This is a genomic window from uncultured Pseudoflavonifractor sp. (assembly GCF_944387275.1).
GTDB classification, from domain to species: domain Bacteria; phylum Bacillota; class Clostridia; order Oscillospirales; family Oscillospiraceae; genus Pseudoflavonifractor; species Pseudoflavonifractor intestinihominis.
Genome location: NZ_CALXEG010000005.1, coordinates 39,585 through 59,168, shown reverse-complemented (window position 1 = coordinate 59,168; position 19,584 = coordinate 39,585). Strand labels below are relative to the sequence as shown.

17 protein-coding genes are annotated in these 19,584 nt (G+C 63.0%); 9 read left to right on the top strand and 8 right to left on the bottom strand.

Going from position 1 to position 19,584, the window contains the following annotated elements:
• The first annotated feature begins 11 nt into the window (after positions 1 to 11).
• Positions 12 to 698, top strand: a complete 687-nt coding sequence (locus Q0K23_RS02535) for a D-lyxose/D-mannose family sugar isomerase (RefSeq protein ID WP_294517493.1) — start codon at positions 12 to 14, stop codon at positions 696 to 698.
• Between the two features lie 116 nt (positions 699 to 814).
• Here Q0K23_RS02535 and Q0K23_RS02530 read toward each other — a convergent pair whose 3' ends face one another.
• The 7 genes from Q0K23_RS02530 to Q0K23_RS02500 form a co-directional block, all read right to left on the bottom strand.
• Positions 815 to 1,519, bottom strand: a complete 705-nt coding sequence (locus tag Q0K23_RS02530) for an L-ribulose-5-phosphate 4-epimerase (RefSeq protein ID WP_294517491.1) — start codon at positions 1,517 to 1,519, stop codon at positions 815 to 817.
• A 5-nt stretch (positions 1,520 to 1,524) separates the two neighbouring features.
• The gene (araA, locus tag Q0K23_RS02525) at positions 1,525 to 3,912 is read right to left on the bottom strand and encodes an L-arabinose isomerase (protein WP_294517489.1); all 2,388 of its coding nucleotides are present in this window, start codon (positions 3,910 to 3,912) and stop codon (positions 1,525 to 1,527) included.
• A 33-nt stretch (positions 3,913 to 3,945) separates the two neighbouring features.
• Positions 3,946 to 4,623: a GtrA family protein gene (locus tag Q0K23_RS02520; RefSeq protein ID WP_294517486.1), complete on the bottom strand. Its 678-nt coding sequence runs from the start codon at positions 4,621 to 4,623 to the stop codon at positions 3,946 to 3,948.
• On the bottom strand, positions 4,620 to 7,022 hold the full coding sequence (locus tag Q0K23_RS02515) for a glycoside hydrolase family 2 TIM barrel-domain containing protein (protein WP_294517484.1): 2,403 nt from the start codon (positions 7,020 to 7,022) through the stop codon (positions 4,620 to 4,622). Before Q0K23_RS02515 ends, Q0K23_RS02520 begins: the two co-directional genes overlap by 4 nt.
• Positions 7,023 to 7,091: 69 nt before the next feature.
• Positions 7,092 to 7,490, bottom strand: coding sequence for a hypothetical protein (locus Q0K23_RS02510; RefSeq protein WP_294517482.1), 399 nt, complete (start codon positions 7,488 to 7,490; stop codon positions 7,092 to 7,094).
• Positions 7,491 to 7,527: 37 nt separating this feature from the next.
• Positions 7,528 to 8,934, bottom strand: a complete 1,407-nt coding sequence (locus Q0K23_RS02505; RefSeq protein ID WP_294517480.1) for a glycoside hydrolase family 3 N-terminal domain-containing protein — start codon at positions 8,932 to 8,934, stop codon at positions 7,528 to 7,530.
• Positions 8,935 to 9,003: 69 nt separating this feature from the next.
• Entirely contained in the window at positions 9,004 to 10,545 is a 1,542-nt protein-coding gene (locus tag Q0K23_RS02500; protein WP_294517477.1) for a glycoside hydrolase family 3 C-terminal domain-containing protein, read from the bottom strand.
• A gap of 376 nt (positions 10,546 to 10,921) precedes the next feature.
• Here Q0K23_RS02500 and Q0K23_RS02495 point away from each other — a divergent pair, with 376 nt between their 5' ends.
• The 8 genes from Q0K23_RS02495 (at position 10,922) to Q0K23_RS02460 (ending at position 18,929) form a co-directional block, all read left to right on the top strand.
• Complete coding sequence (locus tag Q0K23_RS02495) at positions 10,922 to 11,986, top strand: GntR family transcriptional regulator (RefSeq protein WP_294517475.1); 1,065 nt, start codon at positions 10,922 to 10,924, stop codon at positions 11,984 to 11,986.
• 27 nt (positions 11,987 to 12,013) lie between these two features.
• Complete coding sequence (locus Q0K23_RS02490; protein WP_294517473.1) at positions 12,014 to 12,964, top strand: aldo/keto reductase; 951 nt, start codon at positions 12,014 to 12,016, stop codon at positions 12,962 to 12,964.
• A gap of 101 nt (positions 12,965 to 13,065) precedes the next feature.
• A complete protein-coding gene (gene udk / locus Q0K23_RS02485; RefSeq protein WP_294517471.1) occupies positions 13,066 to 13,683 on the top strand; it encodes a uridine kinase in 618 nt (205 codons plus the stop codon).
• Between the two features lie 185 nt (positions 13,684 to 13,868).
• Positions 13,869 to 14,621, top strand: a complete 753-nt coding sequence (locus Q0K23_RS02480) for a DUF4358 domain-containing protein (protein WP_294517469.1) — start codon at positions 13,869 to 13,871, stop codon at positions 14,619 to 14,621.
• 77 nt (positions 14,622 to 14,698) lie between these two features.
• Positions 14,699 to 16,102 (top strand): MBOAT family protein, encoded by a 1,404-nt coding sequence (locus tag Q0K23_RS02475; RefSeq protein WP_294517467.1) that lies wholly within the window; start codon positions 14,699 to 14,701, stop codon positions 16,100 to 16,102.
• Between the two features lie 16 nt (positions 16,103 to 16,118).
• On the top strand, positions 16,119 to 17,276 hold the full coding sequence (locus Q0K23_RS02470; protein ID WP_294517465.1) for a DHHW family protein: 1,158 nt from the start codon (positions 16,119 to 16,121) through the stop codon (positions 17,274 to 17,276).
• Between the two features lie 95 nt (positions 17,277 to 17,371).
• Complete coding sequence (locus tag Q0K23_RS02465; protein WP_294517462.1) at positions 17,372 to 18,238, top strand: DMT family transporter; 867 nt, start codon at positions 17,372 to 17,374, stop codon at positions 18,236 to 18,238.
• 418 nt (positions 18,239 to 18,656) lie between these two features.
• Entirely contained in the window at positions 18,657 to 18,929 is a 273-nt protein-coding gene (locus Q0K23_RS02460) for a DUF6514 family protein (RefSeq protein WP_294517459.1), read from the top strand.
• Positions 18,930 to 19,058: 129 nt separating this feature from the next.
• On the opposite strand, the gene Q0K23_RS02455 is transcribed toward Q0K23_RS02460, so the two are convergent.
• Complete coding sequence (locus tag Q0K23_RS02455; protein WP_294517456.1) at positions 19,059 to 19,562, bottom strand: hypothetical protein; 504 nt, start codon at positions 19,560 to 19,562, stop codon at positions 19,059 to 19,061.
• Positions 19,563 to 19,584: the final 22 nt, after the last annotated feature.

The window sequence follows — 19,584 nt, the reverse complement described above, 5'->3', positions numbered from 1 at the left end:
GACCGTGCTGTATGAAACGCTCTGAAATCAATGCCATCCTGCGGGATGCGGTGGATTTTTGCAAAGAAATGAATTTCCGGCTGCCGCCCTGGGCCTATTGGAGCCCGGAGGACTGGGCGCGGGCCGGGCATGAGTGCGACGAGATCCGGGACAATATGCTGGGCTGGGACATCACCGACTATGGCCACGGGAGATTCCGCGAGATCGGACTGGCCCTCTTCACCATCCGCAACGGAAACCTGCACAACAGCAAGTACAAAAAGCCCTACGCGGAGAAGCTGCTTATCTCTCAAGAGGATCAGCTCTCCCCTAACCACTTCCACTGGAGCAAGATGGAGGACATCATCAACCGGGGCGGCGGCAACCTGATGGTCCAGGTGTGGAACGCCACGGAGGATGAGGAACTGGCGGATACGCCGGTGACCGTCCACCTGGACGGCGTGGAGAAGACGGTTCCCGCCGCCACTGTGCTCCGCCTGACGCCCGGCATGAGCATCACCCTGCCCCAGAGGCAGTACCACGCCTTCTGGGCGGAGAAGGGCCACGGCCCGGTGCTCATCGGCGAGGTGTCCATGACCAATGACGACAATGTGGACAACCGGTTCTATGAGAAGCAGGGGCGCTTTCCCACCATCGAGGAGGATGAAACCCCACTCTACCTGCTGTGCAACGAGTACCCCCAGGCAAAGGGGCGGTAAAGCGCTGTAATTGTCCGCGCCGGGCGGGGATGACGGCCCGGAACGGAGCGGCACAGACCATGACGAATCACGGAGCGCCCCGGACGATTTTCGTCCGGGGCGCTCCGTGATCGCGTTTACGCGTGCTGTTTCTGCCCGTAATAGGCGTTGGGTCCGTGCTTGCGAAGAAAATGCTTGTCCAGCATGGCCTGGGGCGCGGCATGGGCGGCAGGGCAAACCTGCCGGGTGAGAATGGCCATACGGGCCACCTCCTCCAGCACCACGCTGTGGTATACCGCCTGAGCCGGGCTGCGGCCCCAGACAAAGGGGCCGTGTCCGGCGCAGATCACGCCGGGGATGTAGTCCGGGTCTATGTTCCGGCTCTGGAAGGTCTCCACAATGACCCGGCCTGTGTTGCCCTCGTAGTCTCCGTCGATCTCCGCCCTGGTCAGGCGGCGGGCGCAGGGGATGGGACCGTAGAAGTAGTCGGCGTGGGTGGTGCCGTAGCAGGGGATGTCCTCCTCTGCCTGGGCCCAGGCCACGGCGTTGGGGCTGTGGGTGTGGACCACCCCGCCCAGGTGGGGGAAGGCCCTGTAGAGCGCCAGATGGGTAGCCGTGTCGCTGGAGGGGTTCAGGCTGCCCTCCACCGTGTTGCCGTCCAGATCCACCACCACCAGGTCCTCAGGCGTCAGGGATTCGTATTCCACGCCGGAGGGCTTGATGACCACCAGACCCCGGTCCCGGTCGATGCCGGACACGTTGCCCCAGGTGTAGGTCACCAGCCCCCGGCGGGGCAGCTCCAGGTTGGCCGCCCATACGGCCTGCCGCAGTTCGTCCAGCATGCCGCTCACCGCCCTCTCAGCTTCCAGGCCAGGTCGGAGAGGAAGAGGTCGTGCTCCAGACGCTCCGGCGTGGTGCCTGCGGTGATGTGGACGAACTCGATGTCCATCATCCTGGCCCAGTCCCTCATCTGCCCGGCGGTCACGTCGTAGCTGAGGACGGTGTGGTGGGCGCCGCCTGCGGTGATCCAGCACTCCACGCCGGTGGTCAGGTCGGGGAGGGGCTGCCACATCACCCGGGCCACCGGCAGGTTGGGCATGGGGAAGATGGGCTTGACGCAGTGGATATCCTGGCAGATGAGCCGGAACCGGCCGCCCATGTCCACCAGACTGACCACAATGGCCTTGCCCGCGTGGCCCTCAAACACCAGCCGGGCGGGGGGCTCCCGGTCGCCGATGCCCAGGGGATGGACCTCAATGCGGGGCCGTGCCGCCGCCACCGAGGGGCACACCTCCAGCATGTGGGCGCCCAGACTGTACTGGTTGCCCGGCTCCAGGTGATAGGTGTAGTCCTCCATAAAGGCGGTGCCGCCGGTCTGCCCCTCGCTCATGGCCTTGAGAATGGCGGTCATGGCCGCCACCTTCCAGTCTCCCTCGCCGCCGTATCCGTAGCCCTGGGCCATCAGGTGCTGGGTGGCCAGGCCGGGCAGCTGGCGCATGCCGTACAGGTCCTGGAAGTTGTTGGAGAAGGCCCTGCAGCCCTCGCCGTCCAGCATGGCCTTCATGGCCAGCTCCTCCCGGGCCTGGTAGCGGATCACCTCCAGGTCGGCGGGGTCCAGGTCGTAGCTCTTGCGGTACTCCTCCACCAGGGCATTGATCTGTTCCTCGGTGACGGCGTCCATGGTCTCCACCAGCCGGCCCACCGGCCAGGTGTTCACCTGCCAGCCCAGCTTGATCTGGGCCTCCACCTTGTCGCCTTCTGTGACGGCCACCTCCCGCATGTTGTCGCCGAAGCGCATCACCTTCAGCGAGCGGGAGAAGGCCACGCCCACGGCGGCGCGCATCCAGTCTCCCAGGCGGCGCTGGACGGCCTCGTCCCGCCAGTAGCCGGCGATGACCTTCCGGGGCAGACGGAGCCGGGCGCCCAGAAAGCCGTGCTCCCGGTCCCCGTGGGCGGCCTGGTTCAGGTTCATGAAGTCCATGTCGATCTCTTCGTTGGGGATGTCCCGGTTGTACTGGGTGGCCAGATGGCAGTAGGGCTTGCGCAGGTCCACCAGCCCGTTGATCCACATCTTGGAGGGGCTGAAGGTGTGGCACCAGGCCACGATACCGGCGCAGCGGGGGTCGTGGTTGGCCTCCCGGACCAGGTCGGTGATCTCACCGCAGGTCTTGGCGGTGGCCTTGTACACCAGGGGGCAGGGGAGGCGCCCGGCGGCGCTGAGGGCGGCGGCCGCCGTCTCGCCCAGCAGACGGACCCAGGCGTCCAGGTCGGAGGTGCAGGTATTGCAGTGGACCATGGCCGCCGGGGCCCCCGACGGGGTGGCCACCAGGTCGATCTCCGGGTAGACCCTGGACAGAGGCCGCTCCAGCACCACCATGGCGAACAGGGAGGTGCCAGCGGACACATTGCCTGTCCTGGGGGCCACACTGTTGGTGGCGGCCATGCCGGTGCCCGCGTCCCCCTCCGGGGGACAGCAGGGCACGCCGGGCTCCAGTGTGCCGGTGGGGTCCAGCAGCCGGGCGCCGGCAGCGGTCAGAGTGCCCGCTGCGGTCCCTGCCGGGAGCACCCTGGGCAGCACCTGCCGCAGTGTAAAACTGTGGCCGTGGGCCTGGAGCAGGCCGTCGAACCGATCCAGCATGTCCTTGTCGTAGTCCACGATGTCCGGACCGATGGGGAACATGCCGGAGGCGTCTCCCACCCCCAGCACCTTCTCCCCGGTGAGCTGCCAGTGGACATAGCCGGCCAGGGTGGTGAGAAAGTCCAGATGTGCCACGTGGGGCTCGCTGTCCAGCACCGCCTGGTACAGGTGGGCGGCGCTCCACCGCTGGGGGATGTTGAAGCCCAGACAGCCGGTCAGCTCCTCCGCCGCCTGGGCGGTCTTGGTGTTGCGCCAGGTGCGGAAAGCCGTCAGTTGGCGGCCCTGCCGGTCAAAGGGCAGGTATCCGTGCATCATGGCGGACACACCCAGAGCGCCCGGACGGCGCAGGGTGACGCCGTACCGCGCCCTGATCTGGGCGGCCATCTGGGCGTAGGCAGCCTGGATACCCTGCCACATGTCATCCAGATGGTAGGTCCACAGCCCGTTTTCCAGGCGGCTCTCCCAGCTGTATGCGCCGGAGGCCAGTGGGGCGTGGTCGGGCCCGATGAGGACCGCTTTGATGCGGGTGGAACCCAGTTCAATGCCGAGCGCCGTGCCGCCGCTGAGGACGGCCCGGGCCGTTGTCTCCTGTTCCATAAAAATGGCTCCTTTACGCTGGCCTGTGCAGGGTCAGCTCTGGGTTTTGCTCTCAGGAAAGATGATTTTCATGATGGGGAAGAACACCCAGAAGGCGATGCAGCACTGGAGGAAGGCGGCCACCAGGCCGCCGGGCCCCTCGCCGATGGTGCTGTAAAGCCAGGGCTGATATACGCCGTACAGGGCGTTGGCCCCCACGGTGATGACACAGAAGGCCAGAAAGTACCATATGGCCTGCCAGGCCACGTTGCCGTCGGACTTGAAGGTGACCTTCCGCTGCATGAAGAAGCTCACCACCTGGGAGAGGATCAGGGGGATGAAGGTGGCCAGAAAGTAGGCCAGACCGCCGTGGGCCAGGTAGTCGCCGGTGATGCCGTTGAGGGTGGTGTGCACCAGGGTGTTTACCGGTCCGGCGGTGAAGTTGAATACGTAGTAGGGATTGAGGCCGGTGACGGTCTCCCCGGCCACCGTCACGGTGGTGACAGCCGCCGGGTCGCCGATGGGCCCGAACAGGTGCAGGTCCACGTCCACCAGCCCGGTGGCCCCAAAGACGGGCTGGAGCACCGGGATGAGTACCACCTGTACCAGAGTGGCCAGGTTTCCTACCAGGAAATAGGTGATGAACTGGGCGATCTTGGGGTGGCGCCGCCACAGGTCTACCAGAGTGCGGATGGGGCCGGACTGGCCCAGCTTTTTTACGCTGCCGCTCATCTGCCGCCCTCCTCCCGGCAGGGCACGCTGGCCTGGGCGCTGCCGTAGGGGCTGTCGGCCCGGACCGTAATGGTACCGGTCCCGTCCGCACGGACAATGGCCAGAGCCTGGCCGTAGTAGGTGTCGGTGGTGTCGGTCAGGTAGCCCCGCTCATTGTAGGGGCAGGCGCTGCCCAGGGCCAGCAGCTCGCCGCCCTTCACCGCCACATGGATTTCCCCGCGGGCCAGGGGCTTGAGGCTGCCCTTTTCGTCCGTATATCTCAGGCGGATATAGCATAGCCCTCCGGCTGTCACCTGAGCCTGCTCTGGCTCCACGGCGAGACAGGTCTCCTCTCCGGCGCTGGAGAGGCTGGTGCGGCCTAGCTCGGCACCGTCGGAGCTGTAGACCACGGCGGTCAGCTCCCCCGGCTGCCAGGCCACCCGGAAGGCCGCCCGGCTGTCCCGGTCCAGCCGCTTCTCTCCCATGGGCCTGCCGTTGAGGATCAGGGCCACTTTGGCGCCCCGGGCGTAGACCTCCACCCGTGTCTCCTTGCCCTCACAGCCGTTCCAGGCCCAGGTCTCATGGGTGTTGCTCATGCGCCAGGCAGAGGGAGAGTGGGGCTCGAAGGCGTGGTCGGCGGGGACCACGCCGATGCGGATGGGGGACAGCTCAAAGGCCACCTGGGTGTAGGCGGTCTGGCCGGTGGGTGCGCCGGTCAGGTCCAGCACGCCCACGCCGGCGGCGATCCAGCCGGGGCCGTGGTCAAAGTCAGGGGCGTAGCTTTTGTACTCCATGGCCCCCAGGCCCACCTCGCCCAGATAGTCCATGCCCGTCCACACAAAGTCGCCGATGAGGGCCGGGTACTCCTTGGCCAGGTCCCAGAACCGGGCCGCGTCGGCGCAGAAGGTCTCGCTGCCCAGAATGACCCGCTGGGGGTACTTCTTCAGGTCCCGCAGATAGCGCTTTTCACCGTAGTTGTACCCGGCTACGTCCAGCCTGGCAAAGGCGTCCCGGGTCCTGACGTCGCTGCCGTGGAGGGTGGCGCCGAATTTCATGAAGTCCGCGCCCAGCAGACCGGCCAGGTTGTTGAAGAACTCGCTGCCCACGGCCTTCTTCTTCGCCGGGGCGCTTTTGCGCCGCTCCGCCTTGGCCGCCTCCTGCTCTGCCTTCTTGTCGCTGTACACGCCCAAGCCCATGGAGCTGAGGAAGTTGAAGAAGATGTTGATGCCGCAGGTCACAGGGCGGTCGTCCAGCTGGTGGAGGTACTCCGTCATCTGCCCGGTCAGCTCAATGCCACGCTTCTGGGCGGTTTCGGACACCTCGTTGCCGATGGAGTACATGACCACGCTGGGGTGGTTGAAGTCCTTGTCCACCAGGTCCCGCAGGTCATTTTTCCAGTTGTCCGGCACGTGGGAGGCGTAGTCATACCGGGTCTTGTGGATGTACCACATGTCGGCGTACTCGTCCAGCACCAGCATGCCCAGTCTGTCGCAGGCGTCCAGCAGGGCCTTGGAACAGGGGTTGTGGGCACAGCGGATGGCGTTATAGCCCGCCTGTTTCAGCAGGCGCACCTTCCGCTCCTCCGCCTCGGGGAGGGTGACTGCCCCCAGAATGCCGTTGTCGTGGTGGATGCAGGCGCCCCGGAGGATGACCCGGTCGCCGTTGATGCACAAGCCCTGCCTGCTGTCGCAGGCGACGGTGCGGATACCAAAGGATTCCTCCCGCACGTCCTCGCCGAAGACTGCCCGGCAGGTGTAGCACTTGGGGTGGTCCGGGCTCCACAGCTCCGCGCCGGGGAGGGAAATGTCCACCGCGCCGCCGGGATTGCAGCTGCACTCGGTGCGGGAGAGCTCCCGGTCCCCGTCCAGAATGGCGACCTGGACGTTGCCGGGGCAGGACAGGGCCAGGGACACCCGTACAGTGGGGTGGACATGGTCCAGCGTCTGGATCTTCAGGCCGTCGAGGCCGATGTGAGCTTTGGGGAGGACATGGAGCCATACCGGGCGGTAGATGCCCGCGCCAGAGTACCAGCGGGAGTTGGGCTGGTCGGCGTTGCGGGCAATGACCCGGAGCAGGTTCTCTTCTCCCAGCCGTACCCTGCCGGTCAGAGGGACGTAGAAGCCGGTGTAGCCGTAGGCGTGGAAGGCGATCTGCTCGCTGTTGAGCCACACCTCGGCGTTGCGGTAGACGCCCTCGAACTCCAGATATACGTCCCGGTCCGCCCACTCTGCCGGGGCTTCAAAGACCTTTTCATAGACGTAGTCCCGGCCCTGGAACCAGCCCGTGTTGGTGCCGCCCGCCGACTCCGCTGTGCGGGGCTCGGAGAGCATGGCGTCGTGGGGGAGGCTGACGGGAATGGCCTTGTCCTCCTCGCCCAGGTGGGCCACCAGCCAGCCGGAATTCAGGGAGAAAGTTGACATAATGAGACCTCCATATTTGAGACTCCGACCCGACCGGCAGAAGCTCCGGCCGGGTCGGACAGGGACGGCTTAGGCCTTTTTTTGGCGGAAGCAGCTGGACACCGTGGCCAGCACCGCGGCAGCCATCATCAGGCCCAGGAAGGTTATAATCATCTGGAAGGAACTTCCGGAGTTGCCGATGGCGATCTGGTTGAAATAATTGGACATGGTCATCAGTTCCCGCTTCAGGTAGAGGCCGAAGGCCAGCACGTAGCACACGCCGGGGGCAATGGGCAGGAAGGGAAGACCGGTGGCCCAGGCCGCCCCGGCGCAGACGGCACCGGCCAGGAGAAGGAGAAAGGCGGCGGGTAGGAAATCACCGACGGACTGGCCGTAGATCAGCAGGGCTAAGGCGGTGACAATGGCCAGCACGGCGGCAAAGAGCCCCACAAAAGAGCCTGCGGTTCTGTTTTTGAAGAATTCTTTCATAATGCACCCCACATTTCAGACAGATTGACAGGGAATGTCACTGGATTCCGGCGCTCCGCTTTTTGTGGAGAAGGGCGGAGGCATACAGCGCGCAGGCCGCCGCAGTGAGCACGCCGACAGTGCAGTCCGCGGCAATGATAACGGTTTTCCACCAGGGGTAGACAGTAACAAAGGTGGTGTCGGGATTCAGGCCGTTGATCAGGTTGGTGTGGACAAAGGCGTAGTAGAAATTGTGGTTTGCCTCCCGCAGCAGGCCCAGCAGGTAGCCGTCGTCGTTGGCTTCGATGTAATTTTTCAGCTCTACATTCCGCAGCTCAGCGCCGGGAACCACCATGTTGTAGAAGCCGGACATACACCAGAAGTCGGTGCCGCCTACCAGGCCCTCCAGGGCGTGCTGGTAGTTGTTCATGGCGGCGTCGGAGATGATGACGCCCTGGAATCCCCACTCGGAACGGAGGATCTCCCGCTGCAGCGCGGCGCTGTGGCCCACGTAGGTGCAGCCCATGCGGTTATAGGAGGTCATGGTGCCCAGGGCGCCGCCCTTGGTGAAGGCGCCCTCAAAGGCCTTCAGATAGATCTCCCGGGCGGTCTGCTCGGTCATAAAGGTGGCCAGGCCGTGACGGTTGGTCTCCTGGTCGTTGCCCACAAAGTGCTTGATGCTGGCGCACAGGCCCTTGGCCTGCATGGCCGCGGTCTCGCTGGCTGAGCAGAGGTAGGCCAGAACGGCGTCCTCGGAGTAGTACTCAAAATTCCGGCCGGAGAAGGGGGTGCGGTGCATGTCTCCGCCGGGGGCCCAGAGGTGGGAAACGCCTGCGAAGATGGCGTCCTCAGCCAGGAAGCTGCCACGTTTGGCCAGCATGTCCAGGTTCCAGGTGGCGGCTGCCAGGGACTGGCCCACATAGGCGGTGGGCGTGGCGGTCTGGTCGCCCTGGAGGTAGGGGCCGCTGACGCCGCCGGGGCCGTCCTGATTGCGGGATTCCGGCTTGTTGACCTTGTCCACAGCGGGGGAGGACCAGGTCTCATCGATGATGGAGACCATATCGTCCAGGGTAAGCTGGTCCAGGAATTCGTCCCACACGGGGCTGTCGTAGGTCTCGTCCTTCATGTCCACAAAGGTGATGCCGTTGTCCGCTCCCATGGTGAAGGAGCGGATGGAGGGGGCGTCGTCAGGCGTCTCGTAGAGGTGGCCGTCCAGCTCCCGGATCATGTCCTCAGTGGCGGTCAGACCGGTTACCGGCTGGGGGAAGGTGCCCTCCCAGTCCTGGCGGGTCAGGTAGGTCACGCTGTTATCGATCCAGTGATTGAGGTCCGCGTCGTCCAGCTGATTGGTGACCTGTACGCCGGTCTGGAGAGAGTATTTGTAGGTCTCCGTATCCAGTTGGGCCTGACTCCAGGTGTAGGTCTTTCCGGCGTCACCGGGGACGCTTTCGCCGTCCTGGTCCACCAGGCCGTCGGCGCCCTTGGCCGCCAGGACATTGTTCAGCGCGTCGTGAGCGTCGCTGCCGATGGCGAGCTAGTAGTCCCCCGCGTCCAGAATGTAGCCCTTTGCGTTAGTGTAGTCGTAGCTGGCCAGCAGATACTTGTCACACGTCACGGTGACCGGCTCAGACTGGCCGGGCTCCAGCAGGCCGGTCTTGCCGAAGCCCAGCAGCTGGATGGCGGATTTCTCCACCAGGTTCTCCCGGTCGTAGTCCGTGTAGGGCGTCTGGGCGTAGACCTGCACCACGTCTTTTCCGGCGGTGTCGCCGGTGTTTGTCACGGTCACGCTGACGGTGAAGGTGCCGTCCGCCTCTGTCACGCTGTCCAGGGTCTGCTGGAAGGTGGTGTAGCTCAATCCGTAGCCGAAGGGATAGACGACCTCATCCGCGTAGCTCCAGGCACCGTTCTGAGAGGCGAACACGCCCGAACCGCTGGACGCACCGCCCTGCCCCAGGACACAGTCTTCATAGCGGGTCTCATAGTACTTGTAGCCCACATAGATGCCCTCAGCGTACACCATGTAGTGGGTGACATACTTGTCGTCGTCCGCGCAGTAATCCGTGATCTCGGTGCTGTTTTCAAAGGTAAAGCTGCCGTAATTCTGCACGGAGGGGGCGGAGAGGGAGCTGGCGGCGTAGGTGTCCACCAGACGGCCGGAGGGATTGGCCGCCCCGGTGAGCAGGTTGACCACCCCACGGAAGCCCACCAGGCCGGGATTCCCGATCCACAGGCAGGCGTCCACGTGGTATTCGTCCAGCCATCCCAGTTCCAGCGGGTTGGGGCTGTTGTTGATGAGGATGATCTTGTCGAACTGGCCGGACTGGTAGATCATGTTCAGCATGTCCTTCTCATCCTGGTGGAGGGAGAGGTAGCTGACGCCGTCCTCGTCGGAGGTGGGCAGGTCGCTGTCCTCGCCGCAGGCCCTTGTGAGGACTACGATGGCCACGTCGTTGTAGTCGGAGAAGGTGGATTTCAGTTCGTCGGTATAGAAGGAGATAGGCTCTTCGCCGATGGACCAGGAGTCCGTGCCGCCGTAGGTGCCGGCGGACTGCTCGTTGGTGACCACGATTTTTCGGGTGGTGGGGCTGTTCAGGTAGGCCTGATAGAGGGCCTCGTTGATGGTGAAGCCCTCGTCCTTGAGCGCCTGATAGAAGCTAACCTCCCGGCTGGGATCGTTGTCGCCGCCGCCGGAGTTTCCGTGATACAGCGGCTTGGCGGACCCGCTGCCGAACAGGGTGACCCGGCGCTCGTCCTGCGCCAGAGGAAGCGCGTTGTTGTCGTTCTTTAGCAGAACCGCGCCCTCTTCCATCTCCTGGACGATGAAGGCGTCCTCGTCCGCGTTCAGGCGGTCAAGGTCCTCCTCCGTCAGGTGGTTGACATCGCCGTAGTCGCTCTTGTAAAAAGCGGTGTCCACCGTGGAGCTGGATTCCGACTCCACGGCCTTGCGGGTGGTGACGTTCAGGGCCGAGTTGATCAGGTTTTCATACCCCCAGGCCACGTTTGTCATGACAAACAGAAATGCCAGCAGGACTGCCAGCACTGACGTCAGACCCCGCCAGAGTGCTTCCTTTTTCATTCCGGAAAACCTCCCCTAAAATAATAGCCCATGTGGTGGTGCCGCCAGCGGTGCGCCTTCGCCGGCAGGACGGACAGGAATTTGCTACGGCCGTACCATTTGCTGAGTATACGGTATCAGACGGCAGAGGGTTTTACAATATATTTGTCTTGAAAAAATGTTTTATGGTCAATAAAACAATATAAATTTTAGAAAAGTTATAAAAAGAAATACAATATAAAAAATATATGGACTATAGTTGATAATTTCATTTATTATGATATAATAAATGAAAAAATAAAGAAAAATAAGAAGGGATGAGAAGAGAAAAAGAACGGAATTTGTATTGATTTTTGAGCAAAAACATATCTGATCTGTACAGAGAGGGGGCGGCGCTATGGCCTTTAAATATCTTCAGCTGGCAGCTCAGCTTCAGGCGGAAATCGCCCGGGGCACCTTCCCGGACAAGCTGCCCACCGAGCAGGAGCTGACCCAAATCTACTCGGTCAGCCGCCAGACGGTGCGGCAGGCGTTGGACAAGCTGGTGGAGCTGGGGCTCATCGAGAAGCGGCAAGGCAGCGGGTCCCGGGTGCTGGACCGGGGCCGCTCCGGCGGCAGCGACCGGATCGCGGTGGTCACATCCTATTTAAACGACTACATCTTTCCCACGGTCCTCCAGGACATCCAGGCGGTGCTCAGCCGGAAAAACTACTCCACCCTCCTCTACTCCACGCAGAACAAGGTGTCCAACGAGCGGGACATCCTCCAGGGCCTGCTTCACCAGCCGGTGGGCGGGCTGATCGTGGAGGGCTCCAAGACCGCTCTGCCCAACCCCAACCTGGACCTGTACGAGAAGCTGGACCTGGCGGGCATCCCGGTGGTGTTCATCCACGGCAGCTACGGGGCGCTGCCAGGGGCGGTGTGCGTATCGGACGACAACTTCGGCGGCGGGTATCAGCTGGCCCGCCATCTCATCGCCCGGGGCCACACCAAGATCGCCGGTATCTTCAAGAGCGACGACATCCAGGGCCACCAGCGGTATCTGGGCTACCTGGCCGCCATGCGGGACGCCGGATTGCCCCTACCGGACGACCGGGTCCTGTGGTACACCACCGAGGAACGGCGCTACCTGCTGGACTACGGCCACAACGACCTGCTGAAACACTTTACCCAATTTTACCTCAAGGACTGCACGGCAGTCATCTGCTACAACGACGAGATCGCCGACCGGCTCATCCGCATGCTCCTGAGCACCGGACACAAGATCCCTGCGGACACGGCGGTGGTCAGCTTTGACAACAGCTATTACAGCGACCTGTGCCCGGTGCGCATCACCTCTCTGGCCCATGAGGCCCACCGGCTGGGCGGTATGGCCGCTGAGCTGCTGCTGGAACGGATGGCCGGACGGCAGGTCCAGTCCCAGTCCATCACCTGGCGGCTGGTGCGCAAGGAGAGCGGCTGAACAGACAAGAGAAACGGGAGGAAAACCATGAAATACGGAACCATTTCCGGGCTGGACAAGCCCGTGTCCCGGCTGGTGCTGGGCTGCGCGGACCTGAAGGACACCGCTGTGCTGGACGCGGCGGTGGACGCGGGCGTCAATGCCTTTGACACCGCCCATGTATACGGCGGCAGCGAGGAGCTGCTGGGCCGCTGGCTGAAGGGCAGGGACCTGGATAAGCTGGTCATTGAGACAAAGGGCTGCCATCCCACGCCTCTGCGGCCCGACCGGGTGACCCCGGCCTGCCTGGTGAAGGACGTGGAGACCTCCCTGCGGCGGCTGGGGGTGGAGTGCATCGACCTGTTCCTGCTCCACCGGGACAGCCATCACGCCCAGGCGGGAGAGCTGGTGGAGACCCTCAATGATCTGAAAAAGCAGGGCAAGCTGCGGGCCTTCGGCGGGTCCAACTGGACGGCAGAGCGGATTCAGGAGGCCAACGACTACGCCGCCGCCCACGACCTGGAGCCCTTTACCGTGTCCTCCCCTCACTTCGGCCTGGCCTGTCAGATCCGGGACCCCTGGGGCGGCGGCGCGGGCTGCGTCACCCTGACGGGAGCCGACCGGGAGGGGGAACGGGCCTGGTACCGGGAGAGCGGCACGGCGGTGCTGGCCTTCTCCAGCCTGGCCCGGGGGATGCTGTCGGGCAAGATCTCCGCCGCTGACCCCAAGCGGGCGGACAAGCTGGACGCCGCCGGGCGGCGGGGATACGACTGCCCGGAGAACTGGGAGAGGCTGAGGCGGGCGGAGGTCCTGGCCAAGGAGAAGGGCTGTACCGTGGCACAGCTCTCCCTGGCCTGGCTGTTCCACCAGGACATGAACGCCTACGCCATCTTCTCCACCGGCAACCCGGCCCGCATCGCCGCCAACTGCGGCGCGCTGGAGGTGGCCCTCACCCGGGAGGAGTGCCGCTGGCTGAACCTGGAGGCGGACGGACGCTGAGAAATTCCCACCCATTACCTGCAAATATGGGCAAAACGCCTTTCCAGCGGACCGGAGAATGTGGTATACTGAGACGATAACAAAAAAGGGGGAAACCCAGGATGAATACCATGGTGATCGGCATCGCCGGTGGCACCGGCTCCGGCAAGACCACCCTGACCAAGCATCTCATCGACAGCTTTGGCGGCAACATCTCGGTGGTGTACCACGACAACTACTACAAGGCCCACCCCAACATGACCTATGAGGAGCGGGCCGCCCTGAACTACGACCATCCAGACGCCTTTGACACCGACCTGATGGTGGAGGACCTGCAGACCCTCTGCTCGGGCAAGACCATCCACTGCCCGGTGTACGACTACACCATCCACAACCGGTCCACCGAGACGGTGGAGGTCAAGCCCACCAAGGTGGTGATCGTGGAGGGCATTCTGATTTTTGAGAACAAGAAGCTGCGGGACCTGATGGACATCAAGATCTTTGTGGACACCGATGCGGACGTGCGCATCCTCCGCCGGATCCTCCGGGACGTGAAGGAGCGGGGACGCAGCCTGGACAGCGTCATTGACCAGTACCTCACCACAGTCAAGCCCATGCACGAGCAGTTTGTCCAGCCCTCCCGGCAGTACGCCGACATCGTGGTGCTGGACGGCGGCCACAACCTGGTGGCCCTGGAGATGATCACCCAGCGGATCAGGAGCCACGTGGAGGAGCTGTAACACCAAGTCCAACAGAACAGCCGCCCCGGAGGAGAAGGGTCCTTCCCCCGCGGGCGGCTTTTTGCGGAAAGTTTTTTTCACAGAGCGGGAACTTTTTGTCCATGGGGTCCGTCAAAGACTGCGGTTTCCCAAAAGGGGAGATACACACCCCATTTGATATTATGGATCAAAGGAGTTTATCTGATATGAACAAGAAGTTTCTCGCTCTGGCCCTCTCCGGGGCCCTGACCCTGTCCCTGCTGGCCGCCTGCGGCAGCCCCGACGCTGCGGGCTCCACGCCCCCTGTGTCCACGCCGCCCGTTACCGAGAGCCTGACGCCCAGCACCACCCCCACGCCTGAGGTCACCCCCAGCGAGACTCTGGAGCCCAGCGAGAGCGTCCAGCCCAGCGAGACCCCGGAGCCCTCTGAGAGCACGCAGCCCAGCGAGAGCCAGAAGCCCGCGGAGAGCACCAAGCCCAGCGAGAGCCAGAAGCCCACTGAGAGCACCAAGCCCAGTGAGAGCCAGAAGCCTTCTGAGAGCCCCGCGCCCAGCGAGAGCCAGAAGCCCTCTGAGAGCCCCTCCGCCTCTGTGGTCCAGTCCATCTGGAACGAGGTGTCCGGCCTGGAGCGGCCCCAGCTGATGGACGTGGACGCCACCCTGCTCTCCGACCTGTATGGCATCGAATCCTCCGACCTGGTGGAGTTCATCGCCAAGATGCCTCTGATGAGCGCCCACGTCACCGAGTTCCTGATTGCCCAGTGCGCCCCTGGCCGTGTGGACGCGGTGAAGGCCGCCTGCGAGTCCCGGCTGGAGACCCTGAAGGCCGGCAACCTGTACCCCGAGACCCTGAAGCTGGTGGACAACTACAAGCTGGTCACCAGCGGGGACTACCTCCTCTTCTGCATCGACGAGTACGCTGACCAGATGGTGGAGGCCTTCAACACCTACGCAAAATAACGCCCGTTTCGGGCAACATACCAGAGTGGGCGTGACGCCAGCTGTCCGCCCCCAATACTCTGGCGGGAGGGTTAGGATTGGTTTTTTCCAGCGTATTTTTTCTGTTCTTTTATCTGCCCATTGTACTGATCGTCCACTATCTCACACCGGTGAAATGGCGCAACGCCGTTCTGCTGGTCTTTAACCTGATCTTCTACGGCTGGGGCGAGCCGGTCTATATCGTCATCATGTTCGCCTCCATCGCCATCGACTACACCCACGGCATGCTGGTGGAGAAGTGCAAGGCCAAAGGCAACGACAAAGGCGCAAGGATGGCGGTGGCCTCATCGGTGTTCCTCAACCTGCTGCTGCTGTTCTTCTTCAAGTACTGGGACTTTATCGCCGGTACCCTCCAGAACCTGGGCATCGGGTTCATGCCCGTGTTGGGGCTGAGCCTGCCTATCGGCATCTCCTTCTACACCTTCCAGACCATGAGCTACACCATCGACGTGTACCGGGGAGACGCCAAGGCCCAGCACAGCATCATCAACTTCGGCACCTTCGTCACCCTCTTCCCCCAGCTCATCGCCGGCCCCATCATCAAGTACAAGGACCTGGGGGACCAGATTGACCACCGGGAGTACCACGTGGAGCAGTTTGCCTCCGGCGTGCAGGTCTTTGTGGTGGGCCTGGCGAAAAAGGTGCTGCTGGCCAACAACCTGGGCATGCTGTGGGACGCCTACAAGGCCATGCCCACCGACCAGCTCACCACCGCGGGCGCCTGGCTGGGCATGGTGGCCTTTGCATTCCAGATTTACTTCGACTTCTCCGGCTACTCCGACATGGCGGTGGGCCTGGGCCGGATGCTGGGGTTTGAGTTCATGCGCAACTTCAACTACCCCTATATCTCCAAGTCCCTCACCGAGTTCTGGCGGCGGTGGCATATCTCCCTGGGCTCCTGGTTCCGGGAGTATATGTATATCCCCCTGGGGGGCAACCGGGTGAGCAAGCCCCGGCTGTTCTTCAACCTGCTGGTGGTGTGGGCCGCCACAGGTATCTGGCACGGGGCCAGCTGGAACTTCCTCCTCTGGGGCCTCTACTTCGCCGTCATGCTCATCATCGAGAAGGCATTCCTCCTCAACGTGCTGAAAAAGGCCCCCGCTGTGGTGCAGCACCTGTACACCCTCTTCTTCCTGCTGGTGTCCTGGGCCCTGTTCGCCCTGGAGGACTTTGGCCAGATGGGCGCCTATCTGGCCGCCATGTTCGGCTCCGCGGGCGGCGGCCTGGCCGACAGCGCCGTCTGGTACTACCTGCGCTCCTACCTGCCCATGCTGCTGGTGGCCGCCGTGGCCTCCACGCCCCTGGCGGTCCGGGTGTGGGAGAAGACCCCGCAGAAGGCGGTCAAGATCGTGCTGCCCATCCTGCTGCTGGGGGGTCTGACCCTGTGCACGGCCTACCTGGTGGACGCCACCTACAACCCCTTCCTCTATTTCCGATTCTGAGCCGGAGGTAATCGCCATGACCAAGAAATACTGTATTTTCATCACTGCGCTGTTCTGCGTGTTCCTGGGCGTTCTGACCACCGCCACCGCCCTGTCGCCCGACCGGGAGACCTCCGAGCTGGAGAACCGGTCCCTCCAGCAGCTGCCCACCCTGGAGGCCTCCGACTTCAAGCTGGCCTGGCCGGTGGAGAACAGCGGCGACTTCTTCAACGGCACCTTTATGAGCCAGTTTGAGACCTACTGCAACGACCAGTTCATCCTGCGGGACAACTGGGTGGCCCTCAAGTCCACCTCTGAGCGGCTGTCCGGCAAGCAGGAGAACAACGGCGTCTACTTCTGCGACAAGGACACCCTCATCACCCGCTTTGACCAGCCCGACCAGAAGCGGGTGGACACCAACGTGGGCTATGTGAACCAGTTCGTGGCCAACGCCGGCGTGCCGGTGTACATGTCCCTCATCCCCGGCGCCGTGTCCATCTGGGCCGACCGGCTGCCCGAGGGCGCCCCCAACGCCGACCAGAAGGCGGTCATCGACGGCATCCAGGCCAGCAGTGACGCCATCTGGTACGACAGCTATCAGCAGCTGTGGGACCACAGGGACCAGGACATCTTCTACCGCACCGACCACCACTGGACCAGCCTGGGCGCCTATTACGGCTATGTCTCCCTGATGAACGCCCTGGGCATGGAGCCCGTGCCCCTGGACAGCTACACCAAGCAGACCGTGTCCGACAGCTTCTACGGCACTGTGTTCTCCACCTCCGGCGTCCGCTGGGTCAAGCCTGACGACATCGACATCTATGTCCCCGACCCCGGCGTGGAGGTCACCTCCTGGTTCACCGGCGAGCCGGAGGAGGGCGCACTGTACAACTGGGACCGCCTGGACATCAAGGACAAGTACACCTTCTTCATGGGCGGCAACCAGTCCCTGGGCGTCATCAAGAACCCCAACGTGGACGGCCCCAAGATCCTCCTCCTGCGGGACTCCTACACCGACAGCCTGGTGCCCTTCCTGACCCAGCACTTCTCTGAGATCCACCTCATCGACCTGCGCTACTACCGCTACTCCATCCCCCAGTATATCAAGGACAACGACATCGACATGGCCGTGGTGCTCTACAGCGTGTCTAACTTCGTCACCGACACCAACCTGTTCACCCTCCGCCAGCCCTGAGCTGGCGCGGCCTTGCCAGCGCCTGCATTTTAAGGTATCATAAATGGACGGACGCAGCCGCGTCCGTCCATTTTTTACGAAACAGGTGTTGACCTATGACCAAGCTGGCCGCCAGTCCCAAGGCGGTGCTGTTCCTGGGGGTGCTGGGGGCGGCCTTTTCCTCCTTCTTTGTCCGCTGGTCCCAGGCGCCCTCCCTCTTCACCGCCACCTGCCGCCTGGGCTGGACCGTGGTATTGCTGCTGCCGGTGCTGCTGCTGAAGCATCGGGAAGAGTTCAAGGCGCTGAACCGGCGGGACATCCTCTCCTGCGCCGCCAGCGGGGCCTTGCTGGCCCTCCACTTTGCCAGCTGGTTCGAGTCCCTCCGGTGGACCTCGGTGGCCAGCTCCACCGTGCTGGTGAGCACCGAGGTCATCTTCTGCGCCCTGGGCTTTGCCCTCTTCCTGAAAGGGAAAATTCCAAAGCTGGGGGTGGCGGCCATTGCCCTGGCCTTTGGCGGCAGCGTGGTGCTGGCCCTGTCCGACGGCGGCGGAGGCAGCGGCGCCCTGTACGGCGACCTGCTGAGCCTGGCCGGGGCGGTGTTTGTGGCCCTGTACACCCTCATCGGACGGGTGGAGCGGGGCCACATGTCCACCACGGTGTACACCTTCTTCACCTACCTGTCCAGCTTTCTCACCCTGCTGGTCCTGGACCTGTTCACCGGCACGCCGGTGGCGGGGTACCCGCCCAGGGAGTGGATCATCGGCCTGCTGCTGGCGGTAGTGTGCACCCTGCTGGGCCACAGCCTGTTCAGCTGGAGCCTGAAATACCTCAGTCCCTCCTATGTGTCGGCGGTCAAGCTGTGCGAGCCGGTGTTTGCCACCGTGCTGGCAGTGCCCCTGTTCGGGGAGCTGCCCGGGCCGGCACAGGCGGCGGGCGGCGTGTTGGTGCTTGCCGGCGTGCTTCTCTACACCAGGGCGGAATAGGAGACAAAAAACGGCGCTTCCGTGTGAGCGGAAGCGCCGTTTTTTGCAGTCAAAAATCCTTTTAAAATGACTTAATTCTACAAAAATGTTTAATATTATATAATTTTATATAAATATACAAAAATAGAAAAAAATAGAATAAAAGTGGGGGTTTATATAGAGAGTAACCGGTATTTCCCGGGAAAATATACCGATGCAAGAGGGAAGATATACCGTAAGGGGAAAGTTTTTCTCGACAAAAATCCCCATAAAACGCGCGCCTTCGCCCTCCGCGGCGGGAATCAGGTTTACCGATAGCAGCGGAAGGCAACATAATACCGGCTGGGCGGTCGAAAAGTGCGAAATATTACCCTTTCTAATTATTGGATAGTACAATATAATGTAGCCAGTGTGTAAAAGCAAAGGAGGAAAACGCAAGATGAGGGAAATGTTTGTAGGTACCCGGGAGGAACAGGGCGAGGATGGGCGGGCCGTCCGCTGCGATTACTACATCCTGATCGACCAGATGGAGGTGGGCGGCAGCTTTGCCTGTGAGAGCTACGGCGTGGGCATCGCGGAGTCTGACGGCAAACGCGTAGACCTGCCCAACATCACCACCAGCGCCGCCCGGATCGACGAGCTGATGGAGCTCCTGACCCGCAATGCAGTTACCCCCGCCTCTCTGCGCGACGTGGTGGAGGACTGGCTGTAAGCAACGCAGTCAGGGGCTCTCTTTGCGCCTGTCCCTTCCTTGGTACAACAACATGAACTGCTGAAACACACGCTATAACCTGCAAAAACAGCAGCCTGTCAGGCCATTGGCCTGCCGGGCTGCTGTTTTTTAGTCGTCCCATCCGCCGCTGTTCCATCCGCCGTCTCCGCCGGAGTCCCATCCGCTGGCGTCCCATCCGCTGGCGTCCCATCCGCCTGGGGACTGGGCGCCGCTCCCGGCTTTGGGCCGGGAACGGCCGGAGGGAGGAAAGCGGGGCTGGAAGGGGGTACCCATGGCCCGGTCCGCCTGCCAGGCCCGCCACAGCCGGATGGCGGCAAAGACCACCCCCGCGACCCAGGCCACGGCGATGATGACGCTCACTACCAGCAGGCAGAGCAGGGCCAGGACCAGGATACCGATGGGATTTTTGAACACGATGGACAGGATGCCCGCGTTGGCGAAGGTCTTGAGCGCGCCCAGCAGGGCGGGCAGCACAAAGCGGATGCCGTAGAACAGGCCCACGGCATAAAAGGCGCAGGGCACCATGGCCTTGAGTCCGGCGCACAGCAGGCCGATGACCAGCCCTGCGGCGGCGCACAGCCCCAGCCGGAGCAGCTCCCGTTTCAGCATCATGAACATGACCTCCTCTTATATG